Annotated in this window: 10 protein-coding genes and 1 tRNA gene; 5 read left to right on the forward strand and 6 right to left on the reverse strand. The window is 68.5% G+C overall.

All coding sequences use genetic code 11. From position 1 onward, the window contains the following. Nucleotides 1–214 precede the first annotated feature (214 nt). A complete protein-coding gene (locus tag JJ691_RS28000; protein WP_211762605.1) occupies nucleotides 215–1207 on the reverse strand; it encodes a hypothetical protein in 993 nt (330 codons plus the stop codon). A 602-nt stretch (nucleotides 1208–1809) separates the two neighbouring features. Between JJ691_RS28000 and JJ691_RS28005 the strand changes: the two genes are divergently transcribed. Together JJ691_RS28005 and JJ691_RS28010 are read left to right on the forward strand one after the other, a co-directional pair. Then, nucleotides 1810–8043 (forward strand): LamG-like jellyroll fold domain-containing protein, encoded by a 6234-nt coding sequence (locus tag JJ691_RS28005; RefSeq protein ID WP_211762606.1) that lies wholly within the window; start codon nucleotides 1810–1812, stop codon nucleotides 8041–8043. A gap of 196 nt (nucleotides 8044–8239) precedes the next feature. Continuing rightward, a tRNA-Val gene (locus JJ691_RS28010) sits at nucleotides 8240–8311 on the forward strand. A gap of 208 nt (nucleotides 8312–8519) precedes the next feature. On the opposite strand, the gene JJ691_RS28015 is transcribed toward JJ691_RS28010, so the two are convergent. Together JJ691_RS28015 and JJ691_RS28020 are read right to left on the reverse strand one after the other, a co-directional pair. Next, a complete protein-coding gene (locus JJ691_RS28015; protein WP_211762607.1) occupies nucleotides 8520–8978 on the reverse strand; it encodes a peroxiredoxin in 459 nt (152 codons plus the stop codon). Between the two features lie 65 nt (nucleotides 8979–9043). Beyond that, a complete protein-coding gene (locus JJ691_RS28020; RefSeq protein WP_211771767.1) occupies nucleotides 9044–9475 on the reverse strand; it encodes a DUF3052 domain-containing protein in 432 nt (143 codons plus the stop codon). Nucleotides 9476–9789: 314 nt separating this feature from the next. Between JJ691_RS28020 and aceE the strand changes: the two genes are divergently transcribed. The 3 genes from aceE to JJ691_RS28035 all read left to right on the forward strand — a co-directional run bounded on the left by aceE (nucleotide 9790) and on the right by JJ691_RS28035 (nucleotide 14640). Further along, on the forward strand, nucleotides 9790–12567 hold the full coding sequence (gene aceE, locus JJ691_RS28025) for a pyruvate dehydrogenase (acetyl-transferring), homodimeric type (RefSeq protein ID WP_211762608.1): 2778 nt from the start codon (nucleotides 9790–9792) through the stop codon (nucleotides 12565–12567). A gap of 82 nt (nucleotides 12568–12649) precedes the next feature. Beyond that, a complete protein-coding gene (locus JJ691_RS28030) occupies nucleotides 12650–13258 on the forward strand; it encodes an ABC transporter ATP-binding protein (protein WP_211762609.1) in 609 nt (202 codons plus the stop codon). After that, nucleotides 13255–14640: a DUF6297 family protein gene (locus JJ691_RS28035; protein ID WP_211762610.1), complete on the forward strand. Its 1386-nt coding sequence runs from the start codon at nucleotides 13255–13257 to the stop codon at nucleotides 14638–14640. The genes JJ691_RS28030 and JJ691_RS28035 overlap by 4 nt, the downstream gene beginning before the upstream one ends. On the opposite strand, the gene JJ691_RS28040 is transcribed toward JJ691_RS28035, so the two are convergent. The 3 genes from JJ691_RS28040 to JJ691_RS28050 all read right to left on the reverse strand — a co-directional run bounded on the left by JJ691_RS28040 (nucleotide 14637) and on the right by JJ691_RS28050 (nucleotide 18464). Beyond that, complete coding sequence (locus JJ691_RS28040; protein ID WP_211762611.1) at nucleotides 14637–15419, reverse strand: lanthionine synthetase LanC family protein; 783 nt, start codon at nucleotides 15417–15419, stop codon at nucleotides 14637–14639. The two genes, JJ691_RS28035 and JJ691_RS28040, sit on opposite strands and share 4 nt — an antisense overlap. A gap of 118 nt (nucleotides 15420–15537) precedes the next feature. After that, nucleotides 15538–17715, reverse strand: coding sequence for a lantibiotic dehydratase (locus JJ691_RS28045; RefSeq protein ID WP_211762612.1), 2178 nt, complete (start codon nucleotides 17713–17715; stop codon nucleotides 15538–15540). Further along, entirely contained in the window at nucleotides 17712–18464 is a 753-nt protein-coding gene (locus tag JJ691_RS28050) for a thiopeptide-type bacteriocin biosynthesis protein (protein WP_211762613.1), read from the reverse strand. The genes JJ691_RS28045 and JJ691_RS28050 overlap by 4 nt, the downstream gene beginning before the upstream one ends. Between the last annotated feature and the right edge of the window lie 20 nt (nucleotides 18465–18484).

Raw genomic sequence — 18484 nt, forward strand, 5'->3', positions numbered from 1 at the left:
CTATGCCGAGGCCGTCCACACAGGACAGCCCCTCCCCCCGCTCCCGGCCAACCCGAGACGGCAAACTGAACGCTAACCTCACACGACTGGTCGCACACAGCGACTGTTCGGGCGCTGATAAACCCGACGACTTACACTGAAAGGACGAGTGGCGCTCGACCGAACGACCCCACGATGCTCACCAACAGCGCACTTCGACACAAAACGGACCCGGTTACGGGGATGGCGGCCCGGTGAAGTACCCGGAGATGTCGGCAACGATGTCGACGGTTCCATGGTGATTCCAGAAGGCGATCTTCCCGTCGCTACCGACCGGGACGATCGCCGAGTTGGAGATGGTCTGCCCTGGTGAGAAGTTGAGGTTCGAGGTGTTCGGCTGCGCGGCGCCATCGGCATAGGCCGTCAGGAAGCTGTCCACCGTCGGATTCGTCACAGCGACGTGCAGCAGCACCGCGGTGACATTGGGCGGCATGCCAGCGCCATCGACGACCTGGACGCCGACGGGCTGCTCACCCACGGGAGCCACGACGCCGTTGGCTCCGGTGCCGTCCAAGGTATTGAGGACACGCTTCGGGTTCACCGTGGTGAACGTGCTGCCGGTGCCCGCGGTGTAGTAGCCGAAGACGTCAGCCACGACGTCGGTGTTGCCTACCTTGTTCCAAATCGTGATCTGGCCCCTGCTGACCGGTACCACGGTCAGGTTGGCAACGCTCTGCCCGGCACCGAAGTTGACGTTCGACGTGCCCGGCCGCGAGCTTCCTGTCGCGTAGGCCGTCAAGAAGCCGGCGTCCGTGGGGCCGGTCGCGGTGAGGTTGAGCACGACCGCGGCAGCATCGTCGGGAATCCCCGCCGACGGACTGCTGACCTGGAGCACCAGTTGGGAGTTCGGCCCCAATGGAGCCTTCACCCCCTGAGTGCCAATCGCGACACGGGTGTCCAGAATCCGATCGGGCATCTGCAGCGGCGTGAACGTGTCGCTGGTGCCGGAGGCCGGCTCGTAGTATCCCTCGAAGTCGACCACCACGTCAGCTGAGCTGTGTGCGCTGAAGATGTCGACCGTGCCGTTGGTGGCCGGAACCATCACCAGGTTCGCGGTCGTCTGGTTCGGGGAGAAGTCCACGTTGGACGTGGCCGGCCGAGAGGCGCCGTCGGGATAGACGGTCAGGAAGCCACCCACAGCGGGGTCTACGGCCGTCACGTTGAGCACGACAGCCGTTGCACCAGTTGGCACGTTAGGGACGTGCAGGGTTAGCGTTCCATCCGCTGGAAGTCGTGTCAGCCCCGGATCTCGCGTGTCGAGCACCCGCGTGGGTGCGAGTGCCGGCACGTAGGTACTGCCGGATGAGGATGCCGCATGGGCCGGCGCTTCCCACCGCCCAGGCACGGCGACAGCCACAGCAGCGAGCATAACGCCAACGGAGATCAGTAGCCGCCATCGCGTCGGTCTGGACTCACCCATGCGAGATCACCATCCTTTGTGGACATTCACGAGGGACTGTTGAGGAAGGCGCGACCAGGGCGTTCCGGGCCCGCGTCCAGCAGGCGCAGTGAACCAGGTTTGTCCGCCACCATGCACCAAGTTCAACAAAGTCTTGTTTGGGCGATTAGTTGTTTTTGCCGCGATGAATACGCCCGATCAGCGCAATCAACAGCGCTTTATGGAGCAAACGGGGGCGGCAGCTAGCGCCCGAACAGTCGCTGCGTGCGACCGGGTGCGCACCTTAGCGTTCGACTGTCGCCTCGGAAGAGCCGAGAGCGGCTTCGGACGGCTGAGCCCTTGGCCCAGCCGCAGGGGGAAGGTACGTCGCCATGTTCGGTGGCAGATCCACGCGCCTAGGCATCGGTGCGGCACTTGCTACAGCAGGCCTTCTGATCATCGGCACGGTCAGCGCGCCGAGCGCGGTCTCGGCGCCGCAACCACACACGGCATCCCCGAACGTGGTCGGCGCGACCGGGAAACCAGCGCCACCTCCGTCTCCCGGCAAGCCCTCGAAGTCAAGTTCCAAGTCCCCCAGCGCATCCACACCAGCGAAGGCCGACACACGGTCCGAAGTCGCCCAGGCGCGGTCCAGCCACAAGCCGGTACCGGTGGACAGCCTGACCACCGAGACACAACAGGTGACAGCCCAGCCGGACGGTTCCCTCAAGCTCACCGAGACAACCGAGCCCCAGCGGGCCCGGCAGCACGGCAAGTGGGTACCGATCGACACCGCACTGCACCGAACTCCCCAGGGCGAATGGGCTCCCGCCGCAACGGCATACGGGAGTCTGGTCCTGTCGGGTGGCGGCAACAGCCCGCTGGCCACCACAACGTCGGGCTCAACCACCTACACCGTGAAGTGGCCCACCTCGCTGCCGACGCCTGCTGTCTCGGGCTCGTCGGCGACCTATCCCGATGTCCTGCCCGGAGTCGACCTTCGGGTCACGGCGACCGCCACAGGCGGCTTCACCGACGTGCTGGTGGTCAAAACCGCTGACGCCGCCAAGAATCCCGCTCTCGCACACATCCAGTTGCCCACCGCTCTCACTGGTGGACACATCACCCCGATGGCCGGCGGTGTCCAGGTGGTCAGCGACGAGGGCGCGGCCACGCTGACCGCAACGACGCCACTCATGTGGGACTCGACCAAGTCAACAGCGACGGCAACTCCCAAACCCAATGGAGCGCAGGACTCATCCGACGCTGGTCATGCCGGCGCGGGCGCGCACATCAGCGCTGTCAAGGCAACGGCGTCGCCGTCCAGCCTGATCCTCGAGCCCGACCATGGGATGCTCAAAGGAAAGTCGACGGCATTCCCGGTCTACATCGACCCCACGTTCAACTGGAGTACCGCACCGGAGTTCGCCCCCGACTTCGAGGAGACCAAGGCGGGCAATCCATGCAACGGTGTGTCTCTGTTCGACTCCACTGACCCGGAGGCCGGCGCCGACTCGGGCGCGCTGGGCGTCGGCTACAACGGTTGGTGGGGCTGTATCGGCATCGAACGTGCGTACTACCAGTGGCGCCTGCCTGACGTCACCTGGGGCGCGATCATCAACAGCGCCACGGTGTACGCGAAAAAGATGTTCTCCTCGGACTGCAACACTCAAGCCCACTACACCGTGGACATGCACTGGACCGGCGGCATCGGCCAGTCCACCAACTGGAACTCCCGCATACCTGACTACGGCCGCATCTCATCGGCCACCACGGGCGCCGCCTACAATCCCACCTGCAATCCCAACGGCAGCCAAGATGTAATGGCCGCATTCGACGCCACCGGCCGACTCCGAGCGAGCACCGCCGCGCACGACCCCCAACTGACTGTGTCCCTGCAGGAGGACAGCTACGAGCCGAGCGGAAACAAGAACGCCTTCAGCCGGTTCTACAAGGACGCGGCACTGGAGATCAAGTACAACAACCCGCCCGACACTCCCAACCCATCGAGCATGTACCTGGCGGCCGGGTCGACCACCATCCCCTGCGCCACCGACGGCCCGTACTCCTACCTGGGCAAGTCCCTCCCCCAGAACACGCCCACGCTCAACGTGCTGGCCACGGACAAGGACAACAACCCGCTCCAGGTCTTCTACCAGTACTGGCTGGACGGCGGATCTCCCGGCGACCCCAGTCCCGGTGCAGACGGCATCGGATCTGGCACCAACGCGCAGTTCTCCCTGCCAGGATCATTCCTTTCCGGACTGTCCAACGGGCAGGTCGTTGACTGGCGGGCGCAGGTGACCGACGGCGAGGCGACGAGCGGCTGGTCTCAGACCTGCCACTTCATCGCCGAGCCGGTCGCGCCGATAGCGCCGACGATTTCCTCTGCTGACGGCAAATTCCTGGTGACGCAGGCCGGCGGTGTCGCCACAACCGCGCCGGTCGACCGCTGGCGCCTCAGTGACGGCAACGGCACCACGGCCGGCTCAACCGGACCACATGGCGCGACGCTGAGCGGTGGCGCAAGCTGGGCCGTCGACCCCACGCGCGGGACGACGCTCTCGTTGGACAACGTCAGCGGCTGCGCATCAACGAGCACTGCGACAGTGAACACCGCGGGGTCGTATTCGGTGTCGGCCTGGGTCAGGCTCAACAGCACCAACGACTTCTACACCATCGCCAGCCAAGGCGGCACCAACGCCGCCAGCTTCTACCTCCAATACAACAAGTCGCTCAACACCTGGGCCTTCATCAGCCCCAGCAGCGACTCCACCAACCCCACCAGCTACCCCGCCGCCCAGAGCACCACCTCCCCCACACTCAACACATGGACCAACCTCGTCGGCGTCTTCAACACCGGCGACAACAACTCCATGACCCTCTACGTCAACGGGCAACAGGCCGGCAAGACCACCAACCCCACGCCGTGGAACGCCACCGGCCCCTTCACCATCGGCGCCGCCAAGACCGCCACCAGCACCAGCAACTACCTCAACGGCTCCATCAGCGACGTCCAGGTCTACAACTACGCGCTGCAGCAGGCCGACGTGAAGGCGATCGCCAATGTCCAGACCAGTTTCGCCGGCGGCGGTAAGGCAAGTGACACCGGCCAGTTCACGCTGAGCACCCCGAGTTCAACGGCAACCAAGCTGGTGTACACACTGGACAAGACCATCGACACCACCGCACCGCAGTCAGGCAACGTCGTGTCGGCGTTCAGCGGCGGCGCGTCCGCCAGCCCCGCCGATCGCTGGACGTTGACCGAGGGCAGCGGCACCACCGCCGCAGACACCACAGCCGCGCGCCCAATCACCTTGACCGCCGGGACGACCTGGGGCACAGATCCAGTACACGGCAAGGTCCTCGGTCTAGACGGCTCTGGCGGCTATGGCACGACAGGCCGTCCCGCGTTGAACACGACGAGCTCGTATTCGGTGTCGGCCTGGGTCAAGCTCAACAACACCGACAACTACTCCACCATCGCCAGCCAAGGCGGCACCAACGCCGCCAGCTTCTACCTCCAATACAACAAGCAACTCAACGCCTGGGCCTTCATCAGCCCCAGCGGCGACTCCGGCAACCCGGCCAGCTACGCCACCGCACAGAGCAGCAGCCCACCCGCACTCACGTGGACCAACCTCGTCGGCGTCTACAACGCTGACGACCACTCCATGACCCTCTACGTCGACGGACAACAGGCCGGGAAAACCACCAATCCCACACCATGGGCCAGCACCGGCCCCTTCACCATCGGCGCCGCCAAGACCGCCAACAGCACCGGCGACTACGTCAACGGCTCGGTCAGCGACATCCAGACCTACGCCAGGGCGCTAGCGCCTTCCGAGGTCGCCTCGATCCATGCGACCGCGACCGTCTCGGTCAACCCGATGGCACCCGGCACGCACTACCTGTACGCGTACGCGGCCGATGCCGCCGGCAACGTCTCCGAGTCGCAGTCGTACGAATTCCTGGCCGCTGGCAACCCGAACGTGTCGTGCGGCACGTTCGACCAGTGCGTGGCGAACGACCCCGCACAGAACATCGCGATCACGTCCAACTCCGCCCCCAACCTGGGCAAGGCGGACGGCACCAACAGCTTCTCCGCCGATGACCTGAAGGCCGCGGGCTGGCAGCCAGGGGGCAAGGTCACTGTCGACGGCGCCACGTTCACCTTGCCGCAATTCGGCGGCGACAAGCCGGACAACCTGCTTGCTGCCAACCAAACTGTCACGTACTCCAGCGGCATACCTTCCTACGGCACGACATCGCTGGTGTTTCTGGCCACCGCGACAAACGCGAAGATGACCGCCAACGATGTTCAAGTCGCCGCCACTGGGACATTGGCAGCACCGGGGGTGCCGTCCGACATCAGTGTGGCCGGCTCCTACTGCTTCACGGGACCCAAGTCACCGGGCACATGTGCCGCCCAAGGCGTCATCACCACGGCGAACACATCCGGCGGCTCGCAACGCAACTCGGCTTACTCGCTTCCCGTGCCGGACTGGATCACCGGCCCCGACGCGCTCGCCGCGGTCAAGCTGCCGCGTGAGAACACACGCTCGGGCCAGAACACCACGAACAGCCCCAAGATCTACGCCTTCGCTGTTCCGCTGCCACCCAGCGAAGCCGGCCGACAGATCACCAGCGTGACCCTGCCGGATGTCAGCAACGACGCCTTCGGACAGGCCATGCACATCTTCGCGATGGCCACCCGCAACACCACCTCGATCGACAAGGACACCTCGTGGACCGGGGCCTGGGGGAGCCCCAATGAAGGCCAGCACACCCAGCAGGGAGGGAACTTCACCAACCAGACGTTCCGCATCGCGCTCAAGCCTTCGCTCGCGGGCAACACCGTGCGCATCAAGCTCGACAACTCCCTCGGCACGAGCCCGTTGACCATCAATAGCGCGACGATCGCGACGAGCTCCACCGGCAGCACACGTTCGGCCACAGCCGCTGCGGATCTGGTGCCCCTGGCCTTCGGCACATCGCCGTCGCTCACGATCCCAGCGGGTGGCATGGCCTACAGCGATGCCAAACAGTTCGCTGTCAGTCCCAACCAGTACGTGCTCGTGTCCTTCAGCCTGTCCAGCTCGGTGTCGGTGCCCTACCTCGTCGAGCACACATGGTCGAACAACGCATGGGAGTACACGACATCGCCCGGCGCTGGGGACAAGTCCGGGGTGACGAGCGGCGCGGTGTTCGATGGAACCAACGGCGCCTTCACCAACTTGCTCACCGGGCTGGACGTCACGACCAATCACGTCGGCACCACCGTGGTCCTCGGCGACGGCCTGATCGACGCGCCCAGCACTCACCCCTACCTCGAAAGCGACCTCGCGGCCGTCCTGTCCGCCGCCGAACCGACCACACCCGCGCCCTACGGCGCGGTCAGCGCCGGCATCGAGTCCAATGAGGTGACGACCGACTACGCCCAGCCCTCAGCCGACAGCAGGGTCGGCGGCCCCTCCGCGCTCTCCCGGGTCGATCGAGATCTTCTCGCCCAACCAGGAGTCACGACCGTCGTGCTGTACGAAGGACTCCAAGACATTCTCAACCACAAGACCGCCAGCGAGGTGGACGCGGCGTACGCGCAACTCGAGAGCTACCTGTACAGCGCTGGGATCACAACCATCGCCATCGGGCTGACTCCTTGCGTCGGCTACGCGGGCAGAGGGGGATCGACCAACGACCCCTGTACCACCGACGTGGACACGCAGCGTGGGATCATGAACGCCTTCCTCAGCAATGGCGCCGGACTCCCCAGCAAAAATCCGCAGTACTTCTACATCACGCCCGATCCGGTGATCGGCCAATCCGACTCGGCCACCGGCAGCACGGTGCTGGACCCGAACGCGTCGATGAGTGATCACGTCAACCTCTTCGCCACCGGCTACGCCGCTCTAACGTCGGCATACCTGGGACCACACGACACCTGGCAGCTCAATGACGGCGCCAGCGCACCGGAGACCGCCTCGACGACAGCACGTGACACCGCCCCGACAACCAAGACGCCCTGGTTCCAACAGGACAGTGGCGTTGGACAGTCCCCGGGCACACTGCACGGATCGACGTCCTGGACCGACGACCCAGCGCGCGGCAATACGCTCCAACTCGACGGCTCGACCGGTTATGTCGAAACCGGCGGACCGGTGCTGAACACGACCAAGAGCTTCAGCGTGTCGGCGTGGGCCAACCTCGCCAACACGAGCAACGACGCGGTCATCGCCAGCCAGGACGGCAGCCAGAACTCCGCGTTCACACTGAAGTACGACGCCGCCGCACAGCGGTGGGCATTCACCATGTCCGCGACGGACACGGCAGGCGCCACGCAGATCAAGGCCGTCTCCCAGTTCGCCCCGACCACCGGCGCATGGACGCATCTGGTCGGCACCTACAACGCCACAACCGGAACCCTGTCCCTGTTCGTCAACGGCGCCGCCCAAGGCACCGCCCATAACACCACCCCCTTCACCGCCAGCGGCCCGCTCGCCATCGGCCGGGGACTCAGCAACGCCACCAACACCGGCTTCTTCTCCGGCAAGCTCAGCAACGTTCAGACGTGGTCGTACTCCCTGGCCCCAGCCCAGGTCCTTGCCCTGAACCAGCAGATCAGCTGAGTAGACGTCAGTGGGGGTGGGTCCAAGTCTCAGGCCCCACCCCCACTGACAAATTCGGCTGGCTTCAGGGACCAGCGCGTTGTCCCGTAGTCGTTTCGCAGCATCGACTACACCGTCATGCGTGGCGAATCGCTCATGGCGGGCGATGCCGCGAACCTCGACTGCGGCCTCGTGTATCGTTCACTCTCGTGTTCAGGGGCGCATAGCTCAGGGGTAGAGCACCGCTCTTACAAAGCGGGGGTCGCAGGTTCGAAACCTGCTGTGCCCACACTCTCTGATCCACGCGGGACACGTGTGCTTGTGCCACGACTCGCGCCACGGCTGCGACTGCATACGCCCGGACGCGCGGCTGACGTGCGCGGAAGTCACCTTTCGGTCTAGTGACCACCCGCTCGACAAGGCGGATGCTCTCCCGCTGAGCTATGCGCCCTGGCACCCGGGCCGGTTCTGGCCGGCCCGGGTGTCATGGTCTCACGTCAGAGCGACTTGAGGGCCCGCTTCCACTGGTCCTGGTCGCGGGCTTCGCCGGGCTGGTTGGCTTCGGCGAAGCGGATGACGCCCTGCTTGTCGATGAGGTACGTGCCGCGCAGGGCCATGCCGGCCTTGTCGTTGAACACGTCGTAGGCCTGGGCGGTGGCCCCGTGCGGCCAGAAGTCGGAGAGCAGCGGGAAGGAGTAGCCCTCCTTCTCGGCCCACGCCTTCAGGCTGAACGGGGTGTCCACGGACACTCCGATGACCTGCACCTCGTCGTTCTGGTACTCGGCCAGTTCGTCCCGCACCTGGCAGAGTTCGCCGGTGCAGATGCCGCTGAAGGCGAACGGGTAGAACACCAGCAGCACGTTCTTCTCGCCGCGGAACGACGACAGGGTCACGTCTTCCCTGTTGGCGTCCTTGAGCGTGAAGTCAGGGGCCTGGGTACCGACTTCCAGCGCCATGCTCGCGCTACCTCCCGGTGGGCTCGGCAGTTACCCGCCAAGCCTATGCCACCGGGTGGGAGGTCTCAGCGCTTGGTCTTGGCCGACTTGGGCGACACGAGCTTGATGCCCGCCCAGTCCTCGCCGACGCTCGCGTTGAGGGTCTGGGCGAGGCCGGCGGTGGGCACCGCTTCGGCGATGTCGCTGGGCTCGACGTAGCCGGGGCGTCCCGTCTTGGGGGTGAGCACCCAGATGACGCCGTCCTCGGCGAGCGGCCCGGTCACGTCCATCAGCGTGTCGACCAGGTCGCCGTCGCTCTCCCGCCACCACAGCAGCACGACGTCGACGACCTCGTCGGACTCCTCGTCGAGCAGGTCACTGCCGATCCGTTCCTCGATCGCGGCGCGCACGTCGTCGTCGACGTCCTCGTCCCAACCGATCTCCTGGACCACCATGTCCGGCTCGATCCCGAGCCTGTCGGCGACGCCGACCTTGCCAGCGTCTCCCGCGGCCACCACGGCTTCCACTCCTCCAAGCTATGCCAGTAGGGCGACTGGGGTCAGCCGCCACACCTGTATTCAACACCGGTCGCGCACAGCGAACACTGAGGGTGGCCACCTGCGCAACCACCCACACCGTGACACACCGAAGACGGGCTCGGGATTCGACCCCGCTTTGCCACCCGTTCGGGGCATCAGGCAGGCTCTACATACCTCCTATACGCGCGCGCGAGGGAGCTACCGACCGGTAGCACGGAGTCGTAGGGATCTGCGAGCGCCGAATGAGGGAGGATGGACGTGAACCTGTCGACAACACCAGGCGAGGAGACCCCTTGGCCCCGCAGAGCAACGGCGCTGGCAGTGCGAGCCCCCCGGAGCGGGTCCGGGTCATCCGCGACGGCCTCGCCGCCCACCTCCCGGACATCGACCCCGATGAGACCGCGGAGTGGCTTGAGTCCTTCGACGGCGTGCTGAAGGGCGCCGGGCAGCAGCGCGCCCGGTACCTGATGCTGCGGCTGCTGGAGCGGGCCCGCGAGAGCCGGGTGGGCGTGCCGTCGCTGACCAGCACGGACTACGTGAACACCATCCCGACCGAGCAGGAGCCCTGGTTCCCCGGCGATGAGGAGACGGAGCGCCGCTACCGGGCGTGGATCCGCTGGAACGCGGCCATGACGGTGCACCGCGCGCAGCGTCCGGGCGTCGGCGTGGGCGGGCACATCTCCACGTACGCGTCCTCGGCGACGCTGTACGAGGTCGGCTTCAACTGGTTCTTCCGCGGCAAGGACCACCCGGGCGGCGGCGACCAGGTGTACTTCCAGGGCCACGCCTCGCCGGGCATGTACGCTCGCGCGTTCCTGGAGGGCCGGCTGTCGGCCGAGCACCTGGACGGCTTCCGCCAGGAGTATTCGCACGCCGGCCCGGGCGGCGGTCTGCCGTCGTACCCGCACCCGCGGCTGATGCCGGACTTCTGGGAGTTCCCGACGGTCTCGATGGGCCTGGGCCCGATGAACGCGATCTACCAGGCGCGGTTCAACCGCTACCTGCGCGACCGCGGCATCAAGGACACGTCCCAGCAGCACGTGTGGGCGTTCCTGGGCGACGGCGAGATGGACGAGGCGGAGTCGCGCGGCCTGATCCACGTGGCCGCGAACGAGGGCCTGGACAACCTCACCTTCGTGATCAACTGCAACCTGCAGCGGCTGGACGGCCCGGTCCGCGGCAACGGCAAGATCATCCAGGAGCTGGAGGCGTTCTTCCGGGGCGCCGGCTGGAACGTCATCAAGGTGGTCTGGGGCCGCGAGTGGGACTCGCTGCTGCACGCCGACCGCGACGGCGCGCTGATCAACCTGATGAACACCACGCCGGACGGCGACTACCAGACGTACAAGGCCAACGACGGCGCCTACGTGCGTGAGCACTTCTTCGGCCGCGACCCGCGCACCAAGGAGCTGGTCGCGCCGATGAGCGACCAGGACATCTGGAACCTCAAGCGCGGCGGCCACGACTACCGCAAGGTGTACGCGGCGTACAAGGCGGCCACCGAGCACAACGGCCAGCCGACGGTCATCCTGGCCAAGACCATCAAGGGCTACGGCCTGGGCCCGCACTTCGCCGGCCGCAACGCCACGCACCAGATGAAGAAGATGACCCTGGAGGACCTCAAGCTCTTCCGGGACGAGCTGCGCATCCCGATCAGCGACGCGGACCTCGAGCGCGACCCGTACCTGCCCCCGTACTACCACCCGGGGCCGGACTCGCCGGAGATCCAGTACGTCGTCGAGCGCCGCCGCCAGCTGGGCGGCTTCGTGCCGGAGCGGCGGGGCAAGTCCACCGCGCTGGTGCTGCCGGGCGACAAGGTCTACGAGACGATCCGCAAGGGCTCGGGCAAGCAGGAGGTGGCCACCACGATGGCCATCGTCCGGCTGATCAAGGACCTGATCAAGGACCCGGAGATCGGCGGCCGGATCGTGCCGATCATCCCGGACGAGGCGCGGACCTTCGGCATGGACGCCATGTTCCCGTCGCAGAAGATCTACAACCCGCACGGGCAGCTCTACACCTCCGTGGACGCCAAGCTGATGCTGGCCTACAAGGAGAGCGAGCACGGGCAGATCCTGCACGAGGGCATCAACGAGGCCGGCTCGACGGCGTCGTTCACCGCGGTCGGCACCTCGTACGCCACCCACGGCGAGCCGATGATCCCGGTCTACATCTTCTACTCGATGTTCGGCTTCCAGCGCACCGGCGACGGCCTGTGGGCGGCCGCCGACCAGATGGCCCGGGGCTTCGTGCTGGGCGCCACCGCGGGCCGCACCACGCTGACCGGCGAGGGCCTGCAGCACGCCGACGGCCACTCGCTGCTGCTGGCGGCGACCAACCCGGCGGTGGTGTCCTACGACCCGGCCTGGGCGTTCGAGATCTCCCACATCGTCAAGGACGGCCTGCGGCGGATGTACGGCGACAACGCCGAGAACGTCTTCTACTACCTGACGATCTACAACGAGCCGGTGCAGCAGCCGGCCGAGCCGGAGAACCTGGACGTCGAGGGCCTGCTGCGCGGTCTGTACCGCTACGCCACGGCCCCCGGGGCCACCGGCCCGCGGGCGCAGATCCTGGTATCCGGTGTCACCATGCCCGACGCCATGCGGGCCCAGGCCCTGCTGGCCGAGGAGTGGGGCGTGCAGGCCGACGTGTGGTCGGCGACGTCATGGGCGGAGCTGCGCCGCGACGCGGTGGAGGTGGACCGGCACAACATGCTGCACCCGGAGGCCGAGCCCCGCGTGCCGTACGTGACGCAGGTGCTGTCCGAGGCAGCCGGCCCGGTGGTGGCGGTGTCGGACTACATGCGCGCGGTGCCGGACCTGATCCGCCCGTGGGTACCGTCCGACATGGTGTCGCTGGGCACGGACGGCTTCGGCTTCTCCGACACCAGGCCGGCGGCTCGCCGCCACTTCCTGGTGGACGCGCAGTCGATCGTGGTGGCCGCGCTGACCGCGCTGGCCCGCCGCGGCGAGATCGACCACGCCAAGGTGGTCGAGGCGACCCGCCGGTACAAGCTGGACGACCCGCAGGCCGCGGGTCCCCAGACCACGGACTCCGGCGCCGCTTAACCTGGTGCGCGACCAACGCCGAGGGAACCGGTAACGGTTCCCTCGGCGTTTTCGTGTTAGGGGGGTCCGAGCGGTGTTGCGGGTGGACGGGCTGACGCGGGGCTTCAGCGGGCTGCTGGTGCTGCACGAGCTGAGCTTCGAACTGGCGCCTGGGGAGGGCGCCGCGGTGATCGGGCCGAACGGCTCGGGCAAGACCACGCTGCTGCGCTGTGTGGCCGGCACGGACCTGCCCGACGCCGGCCGCATCACGCTGAACGGGTTCCCGGTGCTGGAGACGTCGCCGGACACCCGGGCGGCGATGGCCTGCGTGTTGGACGACGTGGACTTCTTCCCGGACCTCTCGGTCGGCGAGCACCTGGCGCTGTGCGCGCTGGCCCACGGGCAGCCGGACGCCGAAGCGGCGGTCGAAGCGGTGCTGGACGAACTGGGCATCACCGACCAGCGGGACCAGCTGCCGGCGACGTTGTCCAGCGGGCAACGGCGGCGGCTCGCCCTGGCGAGCTGCTTCGTGCGGCCGCGGAGCCTGCTGGTGCTGGACGAGCCGGAGCAGCGGCTGGACGTGGAGGGCCGGGCCTGGCTGGCGGCGAAGCTGAACGCCGAGAAGGCCGCCGGATCGTCGGTGCTGATGGCGTCGCACGATCCGGAGCTGATCGAGGCGGTCGCCGACCTGTACATCGAGGTCGGGCTGTGACTGTCGTCACTGCCCGGGCGGTCCGGGCCGAGCTGCGGGCCATGCGGCGGCGGCGCAATCCGCGCTCGATCTTCCGTCGGATCTACGACCTGTCCGACACCGCGCTCTACATCGGCATGGCCGGCGGCCTGGTGACCGAGGCCGTGATCAAGACCCAGTCCGCGTCGGCGCTGTCCCTCGCGCCGGCGCCGCACACTGCCGCGTCGGTGTCGTGGATGGCCGTGGCGGTCGCTCTGGCGGCCGTGGCGGCGTTCGGGCATGGGCTGCTGGCGGTGGGACCCATCTGGGCTGGTTCGGCGACGCAGGCGTGGATCCTGGCCAGTCCGGTGGACCGCCGCTCGGCGCTGCTGCCGACCTTCGCGCGGACGCTGCTCATCGCCAGCGTGGCCGGGGCGCTGCTGGCCGGCGGGCTGACGGCGGTCTACCCGCCGTGGCTGGTGAACCTGCCGACGACCGGGATCATCGGCTTCGAACTGGGGCTGGCCCTGGTCTGCTTCACCGCCGGCGCGCAGACCAGCCCACGTGAGGTGCGCCGATTCCAGGCCGCCCTGGTCGTGCTGCTGGGCGTCGCGGTGCTCATGGGCGGCGTCGTGGCGTTGCAGCTGGACGTGCCGGACCTGCCCGTGCCGCTGGACCGCCTGCCGTGGGCGGTGATCGTGCTGGTGGTGATCGCCCTCGTGATCGGCTACCGGGCGCTGTCGCAGCTGCATCGCGGCTCGCTGAGCGCCGGTGCCGATCTTGTGCTGGCTGCCAGCGTTTCCTCGACGTGGCTGGACTTCTCGCTGCTCACCTCGGCGCTGGCGCTGCGCCGGGCCCGCCGGATCGGTCGGGTTCGCTCGGTACGTCTGCGCGGCAGCCGCGCCGTCGCCTTCGTGCTCGCCGACCTCGCCCGGCTACGCCGCTATCCGGCCACCGTCGCCATGTGGGTGGCGCTGCTGCCGGTGCCGTTCTTCGCCGCGATCTCGCTGCCGCCCATCGCCGTCGGCCCCGTGCAACTGCTCGCCGCGTACATCGCCGCCGACCGGTTCGCCGGTGGTCTGCGCACCATCTGCGGCTCCGCCGCGCTGCGCCGGGCCCTCGGCGGCACCGACGCGTCGTTGAAGATCATCCACCTCGTGCTGCCGGCCGCCGGGGCCGTGTTGTGGTGCGCGCTAACGACTTTCGCGCTGCCCATCGCCCCGACCACAACCACCGTCATCTCGGCCGCCGGGGCCGTGGTCGTCGTCTACGCCATGGCCACCCGGCCGCCCATGACCTACGTCGGCCCGGCGTTCGACAGCCCGTTCGGCAGCATGCCGGTCAACCTGATCCGCCAGCTGGTGCGCGGCCCCGCCGTGTTGGTCGGCTTGGTCGCCCTGCAGCTGATCGCCACCGTGGCTTAGCGCAGGCCGAGGCACCGCAGCCAGCGGCGGCCGGCCCCGTCGACAGTGAGCAGCGCGGCCAGCACGCCGCTGGCCCCCATGAGCAGGGTCTCGTCCAGCGTCGGCACCACGTCGAGGCGTTCCACCAGGTACGCCCACATCTGGTCGCGCAGGCCGCGGGCGGCGCCAACACCGGCGTGCACGAAGGCGTCGGCGATGAGCATCACGCCGGCGGCCCCGTGGCAGATGCCGAGGCGGTCGGCGTCGCGGCCGTAGAGGTTCACCTCGGGATCGAAGGTCTGGCTCAGGATCCGCAGGTAGCGCATGGCTTCGGCCCGCGCGCCGGCGGTCCACAGGGCCCAGGCGATGCCGGGCATCCCGTAGCACCAGCCCTGCCGGCGCTGGTCCACAAAGGACTGTTCCAGCAGCCAGTCGACCAGTTCCGGCTGGGGCGAGACGACCAGCACGCCGGCGGCACCGTGGGCCATGCCGGTGTCCTCGCCGTCGAACCACACCGGCTGCGGGTAGCCGGCCAGGCAGGCGCCGGCCGCACCGGAGATCAGGTCGAACTCCTCGAACCGCCGCTCCCCCAGCCAGCCGGAAACCCGGTGCGACAGCTGGGAAACCGGCGGGTGGAGCTCGGCGATCAGGCTGAGGCCGAACAGGGTGCCGGCCATGCCGCCGTGCAGGCCGACGCACTGCATCGGCCGCACGGCGGCATCCAGCCAGGCCGGCACCGCGGACCGCACGGCGGCCTGCGCCGCGCGGTCCGACGAGCCGGCCAGCAGTGTCGCGAGCACGCACGGACCCAGTTCCGGCGAGCCCGCGGCCCGGGTCAGCAGTCCCAGCGACTCATCTGACAGCCGACCAGCGAGCAGATCGCCGAGTCCGGCGCGCGGCCCGCCGGGGCGACCTCGGTCATCCGGGAGTCCAGTTCCGCGATGAGACGGTCCAGTTCGTCGACGGCCAAGACGGATTCCATCCACTGTCCCCTTCCTGATTCCCCACCGCGACCGCGGTGGTGGCTCGGCGGTGCGGCAGCCGCAGCAGCAGCTGCCCGGCGATCGGCTCGCCGTGGTGATCCCGCAACGGCAGGTGGTCCGGGTCCGGCAGCATCTCCTCCAGGACAACGGGATCGCCCAGCCGGGCCAGCTCCCGCGACGCGGCCAGGCTGTGCAGGTCCACCGGTCGCGGCTTGCTGCCCCCGGCCCGGGCGAACACGAAGCGCGGCAGGTCCAGCCCGGCCAGCTCCCGGAAAGTCGAGGGCGGTCGAATCCGCCAGTGCCGCCCGGACAGCACCAGCCCGCCGGCGATCTCCAGTCGTGGCAAGTGATCCCGCTCCGGGAAGGCGGCCATCCGGTTGCCGAAAGAGATCGACCGGCCGCGCGGAGCGGCGGCAGTGAGCAGGGTGACGACCAGACCCCACGGACCGATGGGCGTTCGTGTGGCGTGGTGCATGGGCCACAGCAGATTGCCACCCACGTCCTCAGCGATGACCCGGTTTCCCTCACGCCGCAAGGTGATCCGTCCCAGCGACAGATAACGCCCGGCCGCCGGGAGATAGGCGGCCGCGTCGGCATCGCCCGTCCACAATGGACAATAGAAGGGTCTTCGCACGGCGTTGGCGGCACGGTCGTCCAGTGGTGGCACGAGGATTTCGACCGGCTTGGCCCCCTCTTCGGCCGCGCTACGGGCCAAGAAGTCCCGGTAGGAACTCACTTGCGGCGGTTCGCCGCCGAGTTCGGTCAAGGCGGCGGCGAAGCGGGCGTCCACCACGCCGGCCGGCATGATCGCCTCCAACACGGCACCCCTGGCCATGGGCCGGACCAGGCAGTCCAGCGGCCACTCGGGCAGCGCGGCCGGCAGCAGGCCCAGCTGGTCAAGCGCTTGCGGGGTAAGGACTTCCGGCAGGTCCGGCGATCTTCGACGGTTGGTCTCCGGCATCGGCTCGCCGGCCAGGTACTCGGCGACCAGATCGGTCACCGGCCGCGGCGCGGAGCCGACGGTGGCCAAGATCGGGTGCTCAACCGGCCGGGGCAGGACGTCGGCCAGGCGCAGGGCCTGCAACGCCAGCTCACTGGTCCGGGCCACGAAGTCGACCGGCAGGGCGCCCTGAACTCGCCGGTACACATCGACGAAGCCGTCCAGGGGAACGTTCCAGCTCGTCCGGGGCGGCCGGGACAGCTGCACGATGCCCAGCCCGACCAGATGCTGGAGGAAGCCACGCAGCACGTCCCCGGCATCGGGGGCCAGGCGGCGCACGAGCTCGTCGACATCGTGCACGCCGTCGGCCAGGACGTTGCGGATGGCGTCCAGCAGCGGGGTCCGCCGCACCTCCACCACGCGGGTCGTGGACCAGCAGCGCAGCCGGTCGCCGTCGACCCAGGTCAGCCCGTTCATGGTGATAGTGCCGTCGGCCAGGGTCGCCTGTCTTCGGTCGGCGTTGACGTTGCTGACCCACTGCGCCGAGCACTCCCCGACCACCGGCCATGACGCCGTCTCGGCAACCTCGACCCGGCCGACGTGGGCCAGCCAGCCGCGCGGGGTGGGCTTCGCCGTGCCGCGGGCGATCATCCGCAGCAGGTACTCCGACCGTTGCCGCAAACGCTTGCCACCCCAGTCCTCGCCGGCGTCGAGCCGGCGGCCCACGTCGGCGACCAGCTCCGGCACGGCCCGCGCGACGGTCTCGTCGACCAGCCGCCAAGGCAGCCCTCGTAGCCGCTCACGCTCCCGTTCGATGTCCTCGTCCAACGCCGCCCGCCGCAGCCCGAGCGCCGTCGACCAGGCGGTGGCCCGGGCCAGCTCCGGCAGCGCGCTGCACACCGGGCGACCGTTGTGCAGGTCGCGGCGCAGCACCAGCAGCTCGGCCCGATCCTCGGCGGCCGGGATCAGCGCGCCGACCCAGTCGGCCAGCGACCGGGCGTAGGCGGCGTAGGCCTCCTCCTCGGCCAGCAGTTCCCGCAGGTCGGTGACCAGATCCGGGTTGCCGGCGGCGGTCCACAGGCGTATCGGCAGCCCGGCCACCCGCAGCAGCGCACTCGGTGTTCGCGTTCGCGGACGCTCTGCGTTGAATGATTCGCTCGCAAGCTCGCTCATGCCAGCGCTTCCGTGATCAGGGCCTGCCGGGCCGAGCTCAGCCGGGCCCGGTTCCAGTGGAAGACCACGTAGTACGCCGCAACCTCGGCCGGGTCGACGCCGGCCCGCTCGACCGCCACCCGCCAGCTGCGCGCCGCCGGCGCGGCCGTCGACCGGGTCGTCTCCCAGACACCGCGCAGCTCGGTGCAGGCAATGGCGACCGAGTCGTCCCGGAGCGACACCCGCCGCCCGCAGGTGTCCCGCACGTGCGGCCAGGCCTGGCAGCACAGGCCGAGCCCGCCGAACACCGAGCGCAGCTGTCGCATCGACACCAGCCACGCCGGCAGCTCCGGCCGCGCGTGATGATCGAGCCAGGCCACGGAATCAGCTGTGAACAGGCGGTGCACGTGCGGCATCGCCGCCGGCCCGCCGAACAGGACCGCCTCGGGTTCGTAGACGCCGGGCACGATCCCGTCGATCAGACCCTGCTCGCGCCAGCGCCGGGCCAGCCGGTTGGCCTCGGCCCGCACCCACGGCTCCAGGCCGGGCGCGGCGGCGAACCGGACCCGCAGGCCGGGCGCCTTGTGCATGAAGAAGAAGTCGGTGATCCGGTCGGCCGCGAGCATCTCTCGCACCGCCGCCGCCAGTTCCCCGTAGATTCCCGGTTTCGGCCGGGACAGGCCCAGCTGCGTCCACGTCGGCGCGGCCCCGTCGCGCAGCGCGGCCAGGCCGCCGGACAGGAAGGTGAGACGTTCTTGCTGTGACAGCACGGTTTCCACCTCCGCCCGGG

Source organism: Kutzneria sp. CA-103260 (genome assembly GCF_018263855.1).
GTDB lineage: Bacteria > Actinomycetota > Actinomycetes > Mycobacteriales > Pseudonocardiaceae > Kutzneria.

What these genes read in the sequence shown, in the direction of transcription:
- JJ691_RS28015 (WP_211762607.1), bottom strand. Translation starts at nt 8,978, where the DNA reads ATGGCGCTGGAAGTCGGTACCCAGGCCCCTGACTTCACGCTCAAGGAC.
- JJ691_RS28045 (WP_211762612.1), bottom strand. Translation starts at nt 17,715, where the DNA reads ATGAGCGAGCTTGCGAGCGAATCATTCAACGCAGAGCGTCCGCGAACG.
- JJ691_RS28005 (WP_211762606.1), top strand. Translation starts at nt 1,810, where the DNA reads ATGTTCGGTGGCAGATCCACGCGCCTAGGCATCGGTGCGGCACTTGCT.